Origin of the sequence: Bifidobacterium sp. N5G01, assembly GCF_002742425.1 — a bacterium.
Taxonomy (GTDB): domain Bacteria; phylum Actinomycetota; class Actinomycetes; order Actinomycetales; family Bifidobacteriaceae; genus Bifidobacterium; species Bifidobacterium hominis.
Genome location: NZ_NJNP01000006.1, coordinates 83,741 through 101,315, shown reverse-complemented (window position 1 = coordinate 101,315; position 17,575 = coordinate 83,741). Strand labels below are relative to the sequence as shown.

Genomic DNA, 17,575 nt, shown 5'->3' with positions numbered 1-17,575 from the left:
TGGACGGACCTCTGGTATGCCGGTTGTCGCGCCAGCGGCATGGCCGGTTGGCTACGTTCGGGAGGGATAACCGCTGAAAGCATCTAAGCGGGAAGCCTGCTCCAAGATTAGGATTCCTTGGCACTTCGGTGCCTGTAGCCCGCATGTGGAACACGTGTTCGATAGGCCGGAGGTGGAAGCCTTGCGAGGGGTGGAGCCGACCGGTACTAACGGGCGATCGCGGCACATCTTTCCAATCCCTGTTGGGTTGGGTCTCGTCCTGTGGTGGTTTCTCGTTGGATGGCAAGGAATGCTGTTTCTTGTGGTCACGACGACGATACTGGTAAGGCGTTTTGCTTGCGTCCGTTGTCCGGTTCCCGGACCGCCACGATCGGAATCGTGGTCGGTTCCGTTGCCGGCCGATCCTTGTGGTTGGCCGTTACATTGGTTTTGCGGTGGTCATGGCCCAGGTGAGACGCCCGGTCCCTTTCCGAACCCGGAAGCTAAGGCCTGGTCGCGGCGATGGTACTGCACTCGAGAGGGTGTGGGAGAGTAGCACGCCGCCGCATTCAACGTCGGGGTTCCCGTCGAGCGTGACGCTCCGGGAACCCCCGTTTTTTTTTATCTTTCAAACGCAAACTCAAGTTGCGCACTCTTCCTTACTGTAATCGTACTTTGTATCACCGGCTGTGTGATGGCGGCCTACACATTGAACTTTCCTATGCGTTGATGACCGCGCGAATTCTGCAAGGCACGGGAACGGGAGTCGCACTGCCGCTGATGTTCAATATCATTCTTGAATAGTCTCCGAAAAGCAAAATCGGCATGCTGATGGTTGCGCAGGCTGGGCACGGTTCGGCCGGAGACACACAATTCGTGACTGCCACCCAATCGGATGCGCACCGGGGCTTTGTGTTCCTCCCAATCGTGATGGCATGCGCCATGCTCGCCACCTACGCGCTTCCGTGTCCAAACACTAACTACATGACACGTAAACGTCCCATTTCCTCCATCCGCTGGATGAAACCGGACAGTAAGGGGGCGTATGTACGTCCAGATTCATCCACTCACTGGATGAATCTGGACGCCGGAAGGCCTGTCAACGTACCGATTCCTCCAGCGGCTGGAGGAATCCGGACTGTGAGAGGCTTGGCAGCGGGTGGATTCATCCAGTGAGTGGAAGATTTGGGACGCTGAGAGGTGAGTTGGCAGGTGAATTGTCCCAGGGGGTGGGGGATCCGGTACGCGGGAAGTCCGCATGTAGGCAGATTCCTCCAGCGGGTGGGTGATTTGAGACGTTGCGACACGCCGATTTGGGTTTTAGGAGAAACTGTTGTATTCTAATTAAGTTGCGTTTCACGGATAGACACTGTGAGATGTTGCATAATTGGAGAATTCGCCTAGTGGTCTATGGCGCACGCTTGGAAAGCGTGTTGGTGTAACAGCCTCACGAGTTCGAATCTCGTATTCTCCGCCAGTAGGGCTTCCGGATGATTCCGGAAGCCTTTTTTTATACCGAAAAACGGTGATTCCCCCAATGGTCTGTTGTGTAGATGTGCGACGAAGAAGTTGCGAAACAGTGGGGGAGTTGCGCATATCGCTGATTTCGTTCGCAGTGGCATGCCGCCTTGCATTACGCTCAGAACGGTGACCGTTACCAGTGGAGAGAGATTACCGGTGGAGATTGCCGGAAAAGAAGGAGGGCGGCGATGGTTGAATCCGACGATGAGCTAGATATTCAGCGTGAACTCGATACCCGCGATTCTCTGGCTTCGATGGCTCGTTATCATGCATCATCTCCGAGCGCCATCACTACGCAAGTGTTGCCGCCAAGCTTCATTCCCACGGCGACTGGGCGTATTCGTCCTGTGACCGGTGCGTTTCCTGCAATCCAGTCGGACGTGCAGGAAAGGCAGTCGCAGCTTGGTCGCTCCGTTCGATCCATACGTTCATTGGCTGCGGGATCGCTTCGTAAATCGCAAGATTCCACTGCGGACGGTAATAACGAAGACAACGGCAATAACGGCGTTACGCCCCGCATAGCATCCAGCGCCCCGCACTACGTCGACTGACCGTCGACATTGCTTCGACTTAAATTTGATAAAACAGGCCTGATTTCAACCTAACTACAGTCCGCTTTATCGATTAGTCATTACCGCCGGATAATGCCCCGACTATCAGTTGGCCGACCTACTCAACAATCGCAATAAATGGGCTTGCCGGCAATCCAAGATCGTTGTACAGCAGACTGGAAATAGCCGGATTTCCGCTCCACCAATAACGCACTTGAGTTACTGCATTAAGATTCGAACTTCCACCAGCGGCACTCAGCACAATCTGATCACCCTTGATTGCAGCCGCTGCCGAACCCCATTTTCCGGAAGTGTCAGCAATTTCAAAACCTTGCAATGATTCGGAAGTCGGTGTTGCAACATTAGCAATACCATCCAAAGGCGTCGCGTTCGAATTGGCTGTGTAGTCAGGTACGGTCGCGCTCGCAGTCTTCGAATAATTGGGTTTTTCCGCCTGCAAACCAGTTGCGGTGCCCTTTTGGAACGACAATACGACCGTACCGTCGGAAGCGTGCTTCGCATGTGCGATAAGAGGTCCGTTGGGAATGGTTTCGCCCTCCGACATTGCCAGATACTGCGCGGCCATGCGCGCGCCAAGAATATCCTTGCCAAGCGGATGTATCAACGTTGAAGTGCCCTTGTCCGTATCTAGCGACACTGTCATTGCAACGTTGGAAGTATTGTGCAATCCGACGTTGTTTAACGTGCTCAACTGTGCGAATCGCACGTTCTGAGTGTACTGATAGCCAGGCCAACGCGCCAACTGCACATACAGGAACGGCAGATCATCCTGGTCGAACACTGCACGATACTGGTTGATCAGCGACGTCATCTGAGATTCGTATGCCAATGCGGTCGCCTCGTTCATGGAATCATCGCACCCCTGATACCACAGCACGCCCGCCACATGGAAGCCCTCCAAAGGCGCAATATGGTTCGCGTAAATATCGCCGCCCTTCACATGGTTTCGAATCGGCGTACCGCCCCATGCGGTTTGAATAATACCGACGGGAACATTCGGATGCGCGGCGCGAAGCTGCATGGCGAACTGCTGTGCCAAATAGCTGAAATGCTGCGAATTGTCGGTGGTTGCCTCAAGCCAGGAATCGGCCTGCTCGTTCACATCGCGTAACGGAAAATCAGTACCTTTCGAGGAATTGGCGCTCGCCACGAAATGCACGTTTTTGTCGGAAAGCTGCTTCGGCAAATCGTCGGTCGTTACCAAACCACCGCCGAAATTATAGGCATTGCCTGAACCCTCGTAGTATTGCGAATAATTCAATTCCATATTCGACTGTCCAGCAGCAACAAATACATCGCCTACATACACGTTTTTCAGAGTCAACAAAGTGGTTTCGTTGTACGAAATCGTTAATGAATATGGCTTAAGACTTGTTTTCTGCTTAGGTAAAGTGCAAGTGAAATCACCGTTTTTGGAAATTTTTGCTTGTGCTGATGATGATTTCTTTCCTTGGGAAATCGTTGTGACCAGCTGTGTTGGGTTAACGGTTTTTCCACGTTGTGAAGTCTGCGCAGTTCCTTTGATTACCAGCGTTTTTCCACGTTGGAAAACCATGTTCTCCATGTAGTAGGAGGGGAGTTGTACCGATGCGCGGGTCGCATAGTTTGCGGACGAATCGTCGCTTGTGCTGGAGGAGCTGGAGTCGCCGGAACTGTTCGAGCTGCTGACGTTACCGGCGTTGGAATTCGCTGAACCGTCGCCCCATTTCGGTCCGCAGCCAACGATGATCGCCACAAGTATCGCCATGGTCACTACGGCGGCAATAATCACGCGTGCCAGTCGTTTCCTGTTCAAAGCAGCCCCTTCCGCATGACGTGGTTAAAGCATGTCTGCATGTCGTAGCCTAGCCATTTTTGCTACGATACGCACGAATATGGTCATCCGATCGTTGTTTGCCTGTTGTATCGTCGGAGTCGTTTTTGCCGATCATTTGACTGAGGGGCGGTTTTCTTTTGGGCCGTCAACGCTTGTTGCGTTTACGAAGTCTTGAGAATGGCGGAATTTCAGCGTTTCTTCTTTTGTCTGCCGTTTGCCTTTCTTTTGATCTTAGGATCAAAAGAAACGTTGAGTGTGTGAAATAACGCGAAAGAGAGTCGGGAGAAACGTAAAGCGGTAAGGCTGATGATAAAGCGGTAAGGCTGATGGCCGGTTTGATTGGTCGCGTTGCGATCAACTGATTTACTGGAGGAATTAATCGTCCAGCGTCGGTTGCGTCGGTCGCGTCGGATTAGTCGGCAGCGCCGTCCGTGGCTGCGGCTCCGTTCGTTCCATCAGCGCCGTCACCGTCATCGGTGGCCTCGGACTCGTCGCTCTTCTGCAAAGCCTGCTTGAACTGCTTGGCCTGTTTGTCGTACTCGGCTTTTGCGGCGTTGGCTTTGCTGATGGTAGCGGAAGTGTCTGCTGCGCAGCTCAGCGTTTTCGGCGCGGTAACTTCCGTCTGGTGCAGTTCGGCAAGCTTGTCGAGATCGTAGGACTCATCGAGGCTGGTGAATGCTTCGGAGATCTTTGCTTTCAGCTGGAACGCCTTCGAATAGGAGGTGTTCATGGCTGTAACGGCTTCCTTGCAGTCGTTCAGCGCGGCCAGACCGCGCATTTGCTGCGAGGCACGCACGCCTGTGAATCCGAAGATCGCGCCCAGAACGACGACCACGACGACCACGGTGATAATGATCTGGCGGTAGATGCGCTTTACGTGCTGGTTCATCCAAGCGTCACCGTCGCTGACGCCTTGCGCTATGGCTGCGTCGAACAGGTCTTGCGGCTGGCAGGATTTGCTGTCAAATGTTCTGTTGGCGGTCGAGCTGTTGACTGCGATACCGCTGGCAGCGGCGTCAGTGCTGTCGGCAGAAGTGTTGGTCGTTGCGCTTCCGGCAAGTGTTCTCGGTGCGCGTGGCGAGGTGCTTTCCTCGCTTGGCTTCTTGCCATGCCGTGCCATAACCCCTCCAGAATCTGCCTACTATTCTGTACTCCCCGGTGACAGCTCCCCGTCCGATCAATGCTGACCGCGCCGAGCGTCCACCTGAAATGCCAATATACAGCGTACGATACCCGTCCTTCCCCGATGCATCGCTTCCGTGTTGTAGAGGTTAATGCTTTTGTAATTCTTTCGACTTTCGAAAGCTTGTTGGAACTTCCTAAAAATTTTGATAAGTGTTGGTGGAAACTTATTAAAATTTTTGAGAAGTGTTATGCTGGGATTGTTGGGTGTTTCGCAATGGACGGCGAAAGGAAGAACTTATGGTGCCGGATAATCCACATGAATCGTATGCCATGCTGGTTCGTGAGTCCATGCAGTTTGACATTCCTACGCCGTCACGCCGCATCGAAATCATACACGAGCTGCCGCAGCCAGCAGTGTTCAATGCTGTGCACATCATCACTGGCATCCGACGTTGCGGCAAAACGTTCTATCTTTTCCAGAAAATTCATGATTTGTTACAAAACGGCGTCTCGCGTAATGATATTTTCTATTTCAACTTCGCTGACGATCGTTTGCAACCAATGCAAGACACCGTGCTCAACGATATTGTTACGGAATACTGGCGGCAATATCCTGACTCTCGTGACCATGGCTGCTATCTGTTCCTTGACGAAGTGCAAGAATGCGCCAATTGGCAGGGATTCTGCCAGCGCATAGCCGAACATGAAGCTGTGACGCTAGTCATTACTGGATCGTCTTCGAAACTGTCCAGCGAGGAAATCGCAACGAATTTCCGAGGAAGATCGCATCCGCATGCCATGATGCCACTGTCTTTCCGAGAATTCTGCGACTTTCGAGGAATCGAAACGCCTTCAAAAGGCAGTACTCTTGCCGATGCCGTGTTTTCTCCGCGAGAGATTACTAGATTTGAAGCCGCATACAACGATTATTTGACTATTGGTGGCTTCCCTGCAGTGCAACGTATGGTTGAAGCTGATCGTATTGAAACGCTCCAAGGTTACGTGCGGGACGTGGTTGCGCGTGACGTTGCCGAGCGTCTTGGTCGTGAAAACATTACTCTCGCCACGCAGATAGCGCTGTTTTTGCTGCGCAATACGGCCTGCGAGCTGTCTACCAATGGTCTTGTGGAAACGTTGCGAGCGGTCGGCTGGAAAATCTATTGGGATAAGGCGAATACGTTACTCGAGCTGTTCAAGCAGGCATTTCTGGTGTATCAGCTTGAGGAGTATTCCACCATGCTCAAGCCGGGTAGTACTGCGGTGCCGAAAATGTATGCCGTCGATCAGGGTATGGTTTACGCGGTGTCACGCGCCAACCAGCAAGATATTGGAAAACGACTGGAAACTGCAATTTTCTGCGAACTGCAGAGACGAACTTCCGGCAGGCGTACGGAAACAATCACTTCGTACACTATGCCGACGTCCAAACAGGAGAAAGTTGACTTTCTTATCGGCGATGCTCTTGCTACGGAACCGTATGGGCTTATTCAAGTGTGTGCCAATATGGGAAATGAGAAAACCAGGGCGCGAGAAATCGGCTCTCTGCAAGCGGTTATGCAACGTACCAACGTTGATTCTGGCCTGATTCTCACGCTTAACGAGGAAGAAACCATTGAACTTCCCGATTCCACTGGCACGATCCACGTACTCCCCTCCTGGAAATGGTCCCTCTACGAAGCGTGATGGGAAGGTCAGCGAGAATGCTGGAAAGGAGATATGGAAATGGATGATGTCATGTCGGATGTCTCTAACGAGCTAGTCGATTCTTATCAGTGTGTAATGCGTGAGATGTGGGGACCGGGATGATTTTGGAGTTGGGGATGGACGGGGTTGTGGGTTGCAGTTAGAGTTGACGGTTAGGGCGTTTGCGCCGAATATTTGGGGTTGATGACTTTATTCAAGAGAGGCTGACGAATGGTTTCGCCACATCATGTTGTGAAGATCGTGACTGCGCTGTCTGCGGTTGCGTTGACTGCTTCCGTTGCGGTTGCGCCGGCTTACGCATTGCAGGATATTGCGATTGAGGATTCTGTTGCACGCAATGCAGTGCAAGGCGGTACCAATTCTGCGCAAAATGGCGTTGTTGTGCAGTCTGACGATCAGTCGGATGATCAGACGGGCGACCAGCAATCGCAAGACAGCATGCCCGACAATCCGAATGCGAAACTTCCGGATAACGTCAGTGACGAGATTTCCGACGATGCCACCGTGGTTTCGGAAGACCTGGCCGTCACCCCCGAAGGTGAGGTCAAGAATATTGAAACCGGCGAAACCGTAACCGATGCGACGCTGGTCGGTACGCAGGATCAGCAGCCGGATCCGCTCGCCAAAACTAACGGCGAATCCTTCATTCCGGTAAGTGCGGAAGATGTCAAAAATGCTGTAGCCGACGTGAACGTACAGCTCTCCAAATTCGAAAGCAATGAATACGGCGCGCACTGGGGCACCTACAACAATTCGAAAGCCTTCTTTGATTACCAGAACAACCTGTTCGTGCAGCAAGCCAAAGGCGTGATCGACGTTTCCGGATGGCAAGGCGACATCGACTGGGCCAAAGCGAAAGCCGACGGCGTGGAAGGCGTGATCATCCGCCTCGGCTACGGCGAAGGCAACAATGCCGACAAGAAAGCGCAACGTAACATCAGCGAATGCAAGAGACTTGGCATCCCGTTCGGCATCTACTGGTATTCCTACGCGGACACGCCGGCGCTCGCCAAAGAAGAAGGTGCCGACGTGGTCGCCAAACTCAAACAGTTTGGCGTGAATCCGAGCGATCTGGCGTACCCCGTGTACTACGACCTGGAAAAGTGGACCTGGGAAGGCCACAAGCCGCCCACCGATCCGAACGTGTACAACAATATCGTCAACAATTGGTATAGCGCGCTGCAGTCCGCCGGATACAAGAACCTGGGCGTCTACTCGTACACCAGCTACCTGCAAGGGCCGCTGAAACATGCCGACATTTACGCCAAAACCACGTGGGTGGCGCAGTATGGCGCTCGCATGGGATTCGACTCATTCCCGACCAACAGTCGCGGATGGCAATACACCAGCTCCGGCAAGGTGGACGGCATCAGCGGCAATGTGGATATGAATGCGTTTGGGAATAAGGAGTATGTGAATGGCGGGAGTAGCAATAGCGCAACTTCCTATGAAGTTAAGGGCAATATGGGAGTTGAGTGGCGCTCGATTGGCGCGGAGAAAAGCGTTATTGGCAAACCAATTGCGAATGAAGTTTGCGATTGGACTCAGGGTAGGGTGAACTGCTATCAGAATTTCGAAAATGGTGCGATTTCCTGGACTCCGTCAACCGGTGCGCACTATACGACTGGTGCAATACGCAAGGAATGGGCTCGTCGTAATTATGAGCATGGCGTCTTGGGGTATCCGATCGAAGACGAGAAGAAGTTGTCGAATGATTGGAAATATCAACGTTTCCAGAATGGCGATATCTGGTCTCGCGGAACGAAAGAGAGCCGCATTGTTCTGTACAACTTGCGTGATTCTTTCTATAAGAATGGCGGGTATTCGTCGTTGGGTGGTCCCGTGGCGGATGAGGAGAGCATGGGCCGTGGCTGGTGGCGCCAGCGTTTCCAGTATGGCGATGTGTGGAGCAAGGACGGCACGAATTATCGTTTCGTGATCAAGTTCGATCTGCGTGATTCGTGGAACCAGCATCGTGGTTTCTCCTGGTTGGGCGCGCCTGTGGCGAACGAGGAGAACATGGGCAACGGGTATTGGCGCCAGCGTTGCGAGAACGGTGATGTGTGGACCCGTAACGGGGCTTCCGAGAAGTACATCGTGATGCTGAATCTGCGTGATTCTTTCTATAAGAATGGCGGGTATTCGTCGTTGGGTGGTCCCGTGGCGGATGAGGAGAGCATGGGCCGTGGCTGGTGGCGCCAGCGTTTCCAGTATGGCGATGTGTGGAGCAAGGACGGCACGAATTATCGTTTCGTGATCAAGTTCGATCTGCGTGATTCGTGGAACCAGCATCGTGGTTTCTCCTGGTTGGGCGCGCCTGTGGCGAACGAGGAGAACATGGGCAACGGGTATTGGCGCCAGCGTTGCGAGAACGGTGATGTGTGGACCCGTAACGGGGCTTCCGAGAAGTACATCGTGATGCTGAATCTGCGAAAAGAGTACTACGCTAAGGGTGGTTTCTCGAAACTTGGAGGACCGGTTTCGGAGGAACGTAACTTGGGCTCGATCTGGAGACAAGATTTCCAGAAAGGGTCGATTTACGCACATTAGAAATGGTGTTTCGACTCTGTAGTAGAGTTTGTTCCCGTAAAGAATTGATACCAGCTTTATGCAGGTAAGGAATTTCATAATGGCTAAAAAATCCATTGTAATTATCGGCGGCGGTCCCGCTGGCTTGACTGCGGCTTACGAGCTTCTTAAGGATAACGGCTCCGAGCAGTATGATGTCACTGTTCTTGAAGCTTCCGGCGAGTTTGGCGGTATTTCCCGTACTGTGCGCCACAACGGGAATCGTATGGATATCGGTGGTCATCGCTTCTTCTCGAAGGATGACCGTGTGATGAATTGGTGGAAGACCATTCTTCCTCTGCAGGGTGCTCCGTCTTACGACGACAAGAAGCTGAATCGTGCTCATGACATGGAGCCTGGCGGCCCTGATCCGGAGAAAATAGACGAAGTGATGCTGAAGCGTCACCGTGTTTCCCGTATTTACTGGCATGGCAAGTTCTTCGATTACCCTGTGAGCCTGAAACCGCAGACCCTGAAGAATATGGGCTTCATTCAGACCATGAAAGTGGGTTTCTCCTACCTGAAGTCCCTTATTCATAAGCTTCCGGAAGATAATCTGGAAAACTTCTATATCAATCGTTTTGGTAAAGCCCTCTACGGAATGTTCTTCGAAGGATATACGGAGAAGCTTTGGGGCCGTCACCCGTCTGTTATTTCCGCTGATTGGGGCTCGCAGCGTGTGAAGGGCATCAGCATTATGGCGGTGCTTAAGGATGCTTGGGGCAAGCTTGTTGGCAAAGAAAAGAAGGCTGGCGAGGGTGAGACCTCATTGATTGAAGAGTTCTGGTATCCGAAGTTCGGTCCGGGCCAGCTGTGGGAAACCGTCGCTAAGCATGATGAAGAGTTCGGTGCGCATATTATTAAGCATGCTGAAGTCGTGAAGATCAACGAAACGGCCGAAGGAAAGATCGCTTCTGTTGTTTATCGCGATAGCGAAGGGCATGAGCAGACTCTTGTGGGTGATGAGTTTATTTCCTCCATGCCTGTGAAGGATCTGGTTGATTCCATTGCAGCGGGAGACCAGGCTACGAAGCCGGTTCCGTCGGATATGAAGAAGATTGCCGATGGTCTTCCGTATCGTGATTTCGTGACGGTTGGTTTCCTTGTTGATCACCTGAATCTCAAGAATGAAACGGATATTCCGACCTTGGGCAATCCGCAAATCGTTCCGGACTGCTGGATTTATGTACAGGATACCAGCGTGAAGGTTGGACGTATTCAGGTGTTCAACAACTGGAGTCCGTATCTGGTTCAGGATGTCGACAACAAGGTCTGGATTGGTCTGGAGTATTTCTGCAATGAAGGCGATGCTTTCTGGGAAATGACAGATCAGGAGTGCATTGATTTCGCGGCTGATGAGCTTGTGAAGATGGGAATTATCGCATCAAAGAACGATATTCAGGATTCTCATCGTGAACGTGTGAAGAAGGCATATCCTGCTTACTTTGATACCTGGTATCAGATCGATGATCTGGTGAAGTGGCTGGATTCCTTCGGAAACCTGTATTGCGTTGGACGTAATGGCCAACACCGCTACAACAATATGGATCATTCCATGGCTACTGCTTTTGAAGCAGTCGATAACATCAAGAGTGGTCGTGGAGATAAAAAGAACGTCTGGAATGTGAATACCGACAAAGAGTATCACGAAGAGAAGTAAAAAATAGAGTGGCGCATAGTGGGTGATGTACCTCTATGCGCCACTCTATTTTAAGAGAGAATGAAATGAGAAAATTTTGGAAAAACATGTTGTTAGTTTCCGAAGGAAAATGATTTTTTCAAGTCTTTTTTCTTTACTGTTCTCCTTTTTAATGGTATTAGGATACTCTTTTTCTAAAACGCATAGTTTTCAGTTTTTTGATAGTTGTAAATCGTTTATCTCATTCTGCGTTATCTCGTTAATAGCATTTGGGATTATGTACGCGGTTCTTTCTCGTATGAGCGTGCCTAAAGAATCGGAATTGTCGAAGAACTGCAGGAAAGTACGTCACCCATTTTTTTCTGCTTGGGTACTGATTATTGTTGCTTGGATTCCTTATTATGCGTTATTTGCGCCGGGACTAGGGTTTTATGATAGTCTCTGGCAGCTGTCGCAGTTTTATGGCTATACTTCATATAATTCTCAGCACCCTGTCTTGGCAACTCTTGTTATTGGTGCTTTATTTTCAATTGGGAAACCGTTGGGAGCAAATTTCCAGTTCTTTATCTACACGAGTATTCAAGTACTGCTTGTTTCCGCTGTTCTAGCGTTTATAGCATGGTTTGTATATCAGCGTCTGCTTGTTGCAGGAGGTGAAGAGGGGATCAATCGAGTCTTTTGCTTGTGGTGTGTGCTTGTTGGTTTTTCCGCGCTGAACCCGCTTTTCCCGCTGTACTCATTGTCTGTTTTAAAAGATGTACCTTATGCTGCCGCGATTGCGGTGATGACGGTTTTACTCGTGGAAGTGATCGGTGACAAGAAAGTGATAAATGAAAGGACGTTTGTCGTCCTCTTTTCTTGTGCCTTTATGGTGATGAGTGTCTTCCGCAATGAGGGTTTGATTATTGCGATTGCATGTGCCGCTCTTGTTTCTTTTGTCCAGGTGAAAGATAAAAAGAAATTATACACTTTTCTTTCCGTGGGCTTGGTTGGTGTCGTTGCTGTTGCGTCATTGATGAGCTCGGCATTGATTAATCCGCAGAAGGGGAGTCGTATTGAAATGTTAACGATTCCTGTTCAGCAGATTTCGAGGGAGGTTCGGGATAATCCATCTTCGTTTACGGCTGATGAAAAGAAAAAGTTAAACGAGATGCTTGTAGATGATGCGCTATGGAGTGATCTTGGTGCTAAATATTCGCCCGAACTCGTTGATCCTGTGAAAGTTCTTTTCAGAAAAGATTTTTCGTTGAGAGCATTTCTGAAGGTATGGGGCCGTCATCTTGCTATACATCCAGATACCTATCTGTCGGCGACATTTTCTGGAACATTTGGTTTCTTCTACCCATGTAGGGCAAGTATTGGACAAGGCTCTGTATATGACAGTTTCCAATGGATGAATTCTCAGACAGTTAGTGGGTGGAAACAGTATATGGGTGTTCCGGATGAAGAATTGTATCCGACATATTTAGGGGAAACGGAAAATCTGCGTGAGAAATTCTTGCAGTCATTTGCGAAGCTGTATAAAATCCCGGTCGTAAATCTGATTGTAAAACCAGGAACATATTTTTGGATTGGGTGTCTTGCTATATGTTTAGCTTGCTTTAAGCGCAATTATAAGCTATTGATTGCAATGGTTCCTTGTGTTCTGGTTTTCTGCGTATGTCTGTTGTCTCCCGTGAATGAGAGCGCAAGATATGCTCTTCCTCTAGTTTTTTCGGCACCAGTACTTTTGATTATTTCCGCGTGTATGCCCTTTAATAGGTTGGAAAACGGTAGTGGAAAGTAAGGTCTATATTTGATTGTGTCGAGCAGAGCGACATGACAACCATTCAGAAACCAAATAACAGATGAAGACAGAGAAAAACAGAGAATCCGGGTTGGAGCTTCTCCGGATAATTGCAATCATTCTTATTGTTTCTCATCATTTAGTTGTTCATTGTCCCTTTGATTTGTGGGCAGAACCTTTTTGTCTGAAACGTCTCTTTTTCCAGTTTCTCTACAGGGCGTCAGGAAAGATTGGAATCGCTTTATTCCTTCTTATCACCGTTTGGTTCCTTGCCGATAAGGAAATATCGCTTCGACAGGCTGCGAAAAAAATTTGGTCGCTGTGGAGCATCCTGTTTTTCTGGAATCTGAGTTCTTTGGTGTTGCAGCTTATTATTGATCCGACTTCTGTAATTGACTCGACATGGCTTGACCTTTTGTTCCCGCTTACTCGAAATGAGTGGTGGTATGTAAGCAGTTACTCGGTTTTCATGCTTCTGCTGCCTTTTGTGCGAACGTCTTTACAGAAGATGGGCAAAAGGCCTCACCTGCAATTATGTATTTTAATGATTGTCTTGTGGGGACTTTTAAGGTTTGTTCCCGGGGCGAATCTAGGTATGGGGCTTAATTTTGTTGGTTTCTGTTATGTTTTCACGTTACTTGCTTACTATAAGTGGTATTCATTGAGGCTATCTCGGTTCGCTTTAAACGTTGCGGGTTTGCTGGGGCTATTCGCTATTGTGATTTGGAATGCTGTCTTGTCGGCGGTATGGGTCGGAGATGCGGACAATCTTCCCATCTATCTTGAACCGGTTCAGGACGAATGGTCGATTCCTATTCTCGCGGTAAGTTTTGCCTTGTTTGGTCTTTTTCGTGGGATGCATTTCCATTCAAAGATAGTGAATCATATTGCTTCGGCATCATTTGGTGTTTATCTGATTACTGAGCAGCCGTTTATTCGTAAGCAGCTATGGTTCAATTGGGTCAACCTGTCTGTTTTTTATAACGACAAATACGCGATTTTGCTGTCTGTGTTGTCGATATTCGTTGTTTTTTGTGTTGCGACTGTGTTGGAGCTTGTGCGAAAGAGTTTGTATAGGGTTGCTGTGGATCGGTTGTGGACGAAGCTCTTCGATAGAGTATGGCCGAAAAAATCTAGTGACGGATATTGGAACGCCTTTGCTGTTCTTTAGCCGAAGGCAGTGTTCCTTCGCTCAGAATTCGAAATCTGGTCAATGAAGTGTTTAGTGTGCTTTTGACTAAGAGGGAAAGTACTATTGCACATATGGCTGAAGAGACGTTTACTCCTAAGAACATCATCGTGACCGGTGGCTGTGGTTTCATCGGGTCGAATTTCGTGCATTACGTGGTCGACCATCACCCGGACGTGCACGTGACCGTGTTGGACGCTTTGACTTATGCGGGCAACATCGAGAACATCGCGGGCCTTCCCGAGGACCGTGTCGAGTTCGTGCATGGCAACATCTGCGACGCCGAGCTGCTCGACAAGATCGTGCCGGGCCACGACGCGATCGTGCACTACGCGGCCGAGTCCCATAACGACAATTCGATCGCGGACCCGGAACCGTTCCTGAAGACGAACGTGGAAGGCACGTTCCGTCTGCTCGAGGCCGTGCGCAAGTACGGCATCCGCTACCACCACGTGAGCACGGACGAGGTGTATGGCGACCTCGCTTTGGATGATCCGGCCAAGTTCACGGAGTCCACCCCGTACCATCCGTCCAGCCCATACTCGAGTACGAAGGCCGCGTCCGACATGCTGGTGCGCGCGTGGACCCGCACGTACGGCCTGAGGACCACGATTTCCAACTGCAGCAACAATTACGGTCCGTACCAGCATGTGGAGAAGTTCATTCCCCGCCAGATTACGAACATCCTCGAGGGCGAGAGGCCGAAGCTGTACGGCAGGGGCGAGAACGTGCGCGACTGGATCCACACTGAGGACCATTCCAGCGGCGTGTGGACGATCCTGACCAAAGGCAGGATCGGCGAGACCTACCTGATCGGCGCGGACGGAGAGAGGAACAACATCACCGTGTTGCGCATGATCCTGAAGATGATGGGCCAGAGCGAGGACGCATTCGACTGGGTGAAGGACCGTCCGGGCCACGACCGCCGTTACGCGATCGATTCCACGAAACTGCGGACCGAGTTGGGTTGGACGCCCACGCACACGGACTTCGAGTCCGGCCTGAAACAGACCATCGACTGGTACACGGACAACCGCTCCTGGTGGGAGCCGGCCAAGGCCGCCACTGAAGCCAGGTACAAGCAGCAGGGCCAGTAAGACGCATACGAGAACGGCCACACCCCAAAGGGCGTGGCCCCATGATGATTCCCATCTACGGCAAAGGATTTACGAGGGTATGGATTTCGAGAAGGATCTGAGGGTCGAGGAGACGAACGTTCCGGGACTGCTGGTGTTCGACCTGCCGGTGCACGGCGACAACCGTGGCTGGTTCAAGGAGAACTGGCAGCGCGCGAAGATGACCGCGCTAGGTCTGCCGGATTTCGGTCCGGTGCAGAACAACATCAGCTTCAACGCGAAGAAGGGCGTGACGCGAGGCATCCACGCGGAACCGTGGGACAAGTACATCTCGATCGCCACTGGCTCCGTGTTTGGCGCTTGGGTGGACCTGCGTCCGGGCGAATCCTTCGGCCAGGTGTACACGACCGTGTTGGATCCGTCGAAGGCGATCTACGTGCCTCGCGGCGTGGGCAACAGCTTCCAGGCTTTGGAGGACGGCACCGCGTACACGTATCTCGTGAACGCGCATTGGAGCCTCGAGCAGAAGAAGACCTACACCTTCGTGAACCTCGCGGACCCGGAGCTGAACATCCAGTGGCCGATCCCGCTGGAGGAGTCCGAACGCAGCGAGGCCGACCTGCACCACCCGATGCTCAGGGACGCCAAGCCCATGGCCCCGCGCCGCACGATGGTCACCGGCTGCAACGGCCAGCTCGGCCACGCCATCCGCGACTACGTGGAGGAGCACGGCCTCGAGGGCTTCGAGTTCAACGACATCGACACGTTCGACTTCTCCGACCCGGCACAGTACGGCCGGTTCGACTGGAGCCTGTACGGCACGATCATCAACGCGGGCGCGTACACCGCGGTCGACAAGGCCGAGACCCCGGAGGGGCGCGTGCTGGCGTGGAAGGCGAACGCGCAGGGACCCGCCCTGCTGGCGCGCGTGTGCGCGGAGCACAACATCACCCTGGTGCACGTGTCGAGCGATTACGTGTTCGACGGGACCGCCGAATTGCATGACGAGGAGGAGGCGTTCGCGCCGTTGGGCGTGTACGGCCAGTCGAAGGCCGCCGGGGACATCGCGGTCGCGAATTGCCCGCGTCATTATATCCTGCGTTCGAGCTGGGTGATCGGCGAGGGCCATAACTTCGTAAAGACCATGATGATGCTGTCCAACCGCGTCGCCGACCCCGGGGACGGCCTGAACGAGGTGACCGTGGTGGACGACCAGTACGGGCGCCTCACGTTCACTTCGGATATGGCGGACGCGATTTTCCACCTGTTGGATTCCGGTGCCGGGTACGGCACGTACGATCTGACCGGTTCCGGCAGGGTGGAGAGCTGGGCCGGCATCGCCAAGGCGGTGTTCGATCTGATGAACGGCAACGGGGACAGGGTACGCCCGATCTCGACCGAGGAATACTTCCGGAACGCGAAGGCCCCGGTCAGCCCGCGTCCGACGCATTCCGCATTGGACCTCAAGAAGATCGAGGCGACGGGATACTCGGCTCCGGACTGGGAGGAGTTGCTAAAGGCATACGTCGCCAAGGAACTGGCCGAGTGATCCACGGAGAAGAAACTTCCTGATAATGCGATGAAACCGCGCAGACTCTTCTGCGCGGTTTTTCAATATTGGATTGACCTACTAAGCTGGAAACGCTTATTACCCAAAGATACGTCAGAAAGCAGGACGATTATGAAGGGCATCATCCTTGCCGGTGGTTCCGGTACCCGCCTGTATCCGTTGACTACGGTCACGTCGAAGCAGCTGCTCCCGGTGTACGACAAGCCGATGATCTACTATCCCCTGAGCGTCCTGATGATGGCGGGCATTCGCGACATCCTGATTATCAGCACACCGCATGATCTGCCTAATTTCGAGCGTTTGCTGGGCGATGGAAGCCAGTATGGCGTGACTTTCTCCTACAAGGTCCAGCCGAGCCCGGACGGGCTGGCACAGGCGTTCCTGCTGGGTGAGGAGTTCATCGACGGCGAGCCGTGCGCGCTTGTGTTGGGTGATAACATCTTTTATGGCAACGGGTTGGGGCGTACCCTGCGCAAGGCTGTCGCAGTGGAGCATGGTGCTACAGTGTTCGGCTATTACGTGGATGACCCGGAACGCTACGGCGTGGTCGAGTTCGACGAGAACAAGAAGGCTATCTCTATCGTAGAGAAGCCGGAACACCCGGCATCCAACTATGCGGTGACCGGCCTGTATTTCTATGACGAGCGTGTGGTCGAATTCGCCAAGCAGATCAAGCCGAGCGCACGCGGTGAATTGGAGATTACTGACCTCAATAGGATGTATCTTGAGGATGGCTCTTTGAATGTGCAAACGTTAGGTCGTGGTTATGCATGGCTGGACACGGGCACGATGGATAGCCTGTTTGAGGCTGGCGAGTTTGTGCGTACGGTTCAGAGAGCGCAAGGTCTGCCGATCGCAGTGGCTGAGGAAATTGCATTCGAGAATGGTTGGATTACTCGAGAGCAGTTGATGGCAGCCGCCGAGAAATACGGCAAAAGCCCATATGGTAAGCATCTCAAGGATGTCGCTGAAGATAAAATCATTCTCAAGTCAAAGAAAGATTAGAAACTGTGGTCCTTTATTTTAGAAA

At 51.9% G+C, this 17,575-nt stretch carries 11 protein-coding genes, 1 tRNA gene and 2 rRNA genes; 12 read left to right on the top strand and 2 right to left on the bottom strand.

The annotated features are described in order from the left end of the window. From CE168_RS08670 to CE168_RS08645, 4 genes are all read left to right on the top strand, one after another. Nucleotides 1-230: ribosomal RNA gene (locus CE168_RS08670) — 23S ribosomal RNA — on the top strand; the annotation flags it as partial. Nucleotides 231-430: 200 nt separating this feature from the next. After that, nucleotides 431-548: ribosomal RNA gene (gene rrf / locus CE168_RS08665) — 5S ribosomal RNA — on the top strand. A gap of 820 nt (nucleotides 549-1,368) precedes the next feature. Further along, nucleotides 1,369-1,456, top strand: a tRNA-Ser gene (locus CE168_RS08650). Nucleotides 1,457-1,688: 232 nt separating this feature from the next. Further along, on the top strand, nucleotides 1,689-2,051 hold the full coding sequence (locus tag CE168_RS08645) for a hypothetical protein (RefSeq protein ID WP_099571992.1): 363 nt from the start codon (nucleotides 1,689-1,691) through the stop codon (nucleotides 2,049-2,051). 118 nt (nucleotides 2,052-2,169) lie between these two features. On the opposite strand, the gene CE168_RS08640 is transcribed toward CE168_RS08645, so the two are convergent. Next, nucleotides 2,170-3,867 (bottom strand): sialate O-acetylesterase, encoded by a 1,698-nt coding sequence (locus tag CE168_RS08640; RefSeq protein ID WP_180753766.1) that lies wholly within the window; start codon nucleotides 3,865-3,867, stop codon nucleotides 2,170-2,172. Between the two features lie 433 nt (nucleotides 3,868-4,300). Next, nucleotides 4,301-5,008, bottom strand: coding sequence for a hypothetical protein (locus CE168_RS08635; RefSeq protein WP_099571991.1), 708 nt, complete (start codon nucleotides 5,006-5,008; stop codon nucleotides 4,301-4,303). A 302-nt stretch (nucleotides 5,009-5,310) separates the two neighbouring features. Here CE168_RS08635 and CE168_RS08630 point away from each other — a divergent pair, with 302 nt between their 5' ends. The 8 genes from CE168_RS08630 to rfbA all read left to right on the top strand — a co-directional run bounded on the left by CE168_RS08630 (nucleotide 5,311) and on the right by rfbA (nucleotide 17,550). Continuing rightward, the gene (locus CE168_RS08630) at nucleotides 5,311-6,696 is read left to right on the top strand and encodes an ATP-binding protein (RefSeq protein ID WP_236824378.1); all 1,386 of its coding nucleotides are present in this window, start codon (nucleotides 5,311-5,313) and stop codon (nucleotides 6,694-6,696) included. 231 nt (nucleotides 6,697-6,927) lie between these two features. Next, nucleotides 6,928-9,267: a GH25 family lysozyme gene (locus CE168_RS08625; protein WP_099571990.1), complete on the top strand. Its 2,340-nt coding sequence runs from the start codon at nucleotides 6,928-6,930 to the stop codon at nucleotides 9,265-9,267. Between the two features lie 79 nt (nucleotides 9,268-9,346). Beyond that, entirely contained in the window at nucleotides 9,347-10,945 is a 1,599-nt protein-coding gene (locus CE168_RS08620; RefSeq protein ID WP_229067291.1) for an NAD(P)/FAD-dependent oxidoreductase, read from the top strand. A 76-nt stretch (nucleotides 10,946-11,021) separates the two neighbouring features. Then, a complete protein-coding gene (locus CE168_RS08615; protein WP_143433425.1) occupies nucleotides 11,022-12,710 on the top strand; it encodes a DUF6020 family protein in 1,689 nt (562 codons plus the stop codon). Nucleotides 12,711-12,771: 61 nt separating this feature from the next. Further along, complete coding sequence (locus tag CE168_RS08610) at nucleotides 12,772-13,881, top strand: acyltransferase family protein (protein WP_099571988.1); 1,110 nt, start codon at nucleotides 12,772-12,774, stop codon at nucleotides 13,879-13,881. A 92-nt stretch (nucleotides 13,882-13,973) separates the two neighbouring features. Further along, nucleotides 13,974-14,996: a dTDP-glucose 4,6-dehydratase gene (gene rfbB, locus CE168_RS08605; RefSeq protein WP_099571987.1), complete on the top strand. Its 1,023-nt coding sequence runs from the start codon at nucleotides 13,974-13,976 to the stop codon at nucleotides 14,994-14,996. Nucleotides 14,997-15,075: 79 nt separating this feature from the next. Further along, entirely contained in the window at nucleotides 15,076-16,524 is a 1,449-nt protein-coding gene (locus CE168_RS08600) for a sugar nucleotide-binding protein (RefSeq protein WP_099571986.1), read from the top strand. 132 nt (nucleotides 16,525-16,656) lie between these two features. Further along, nucleotides 16,657-17,550 (top strand): glucose-1-phosphate thymidylyltransferase RfbA, encoded by an 894-nt coding sequence (rfbA, locus tag CE168_RS08595; protein WP_099571985.1) that lies wholly within the window; start codon nucleotides 16,657-16,659, stop codon nucleotides 17,548-17,550. Nucleotides 17,551-17,575 lie beyond the last annotated feature (25 nt).

What these genes read in the sequence shown, in the direction of transcription:
- rfbB (WP_099571987.1), top strand. Translation starts at nt 13,974, where the DNA reads ATGGCTGAAGAGACGTTTACTCCTAAGAACATCATCGTGACCGGTGGC.
- CE168_RS08630 (WP_236824378.1), top strand. Translation starts at nt 5,311, where the DNA reads ATGGTGCCGGATAATCCACATGAATCGTATGCCATGCTGGTTCGTGAG.
- CE168_RS08610 (WP_099571988.1), top strand. Translation starts at nt 12,772, where the DNA reads ATGAAGACAGAGAAAAACAGAGAATCCGGGTTGGAGCTTCTCCGGATA.
- CE168_RS08645 (WP_099571992.1), top strand. Translation starts at nt 1,689, where the DNA reads ATGGTTGAATCCGACGATGAGCTAGATATTCAGCGTGAACTCGATACC.
- CE168_RS08620 (WP_229067291.1), top strand. Translation starts at nt 9,347, where the DNA reads ATGGCTAAAAAATCCATTGTAATTATCGGCGGCGGTCCCGCTGGCTTG.
- rfbA (WP_099571985.1), top strand. Translation starts at nt 16,657, where the DNA reads ATGAAGGGCATCATCCTTGCCGGTGGTTCCGGTACCCGCCTGTATCCG.
- CE168_RS08635 (WP_099571991.1), bottom strand. Translation starts at nt 5,008, where the DNA reads ATGGCACGGCATGGCAAGAAGCCAAGCGAGGAAAGCACCTCGCCACGC.
- CE168_RS08625 (WP_099571990.1), top strand. Translation starts at nt 6,928, where the DNA reads ATGGTTTCGCCACATCATGTTGTGAAGATCGTGACTGCGCTGTCTGCG.
- CE168_RS08600 (WP_099571986.1), top strand. Translation starts at nt 15,076, where the DNA reads ATGGATTTCGAGAAGGATCTGAGGGTCGAGGAGACGAACGTTCCGGGA.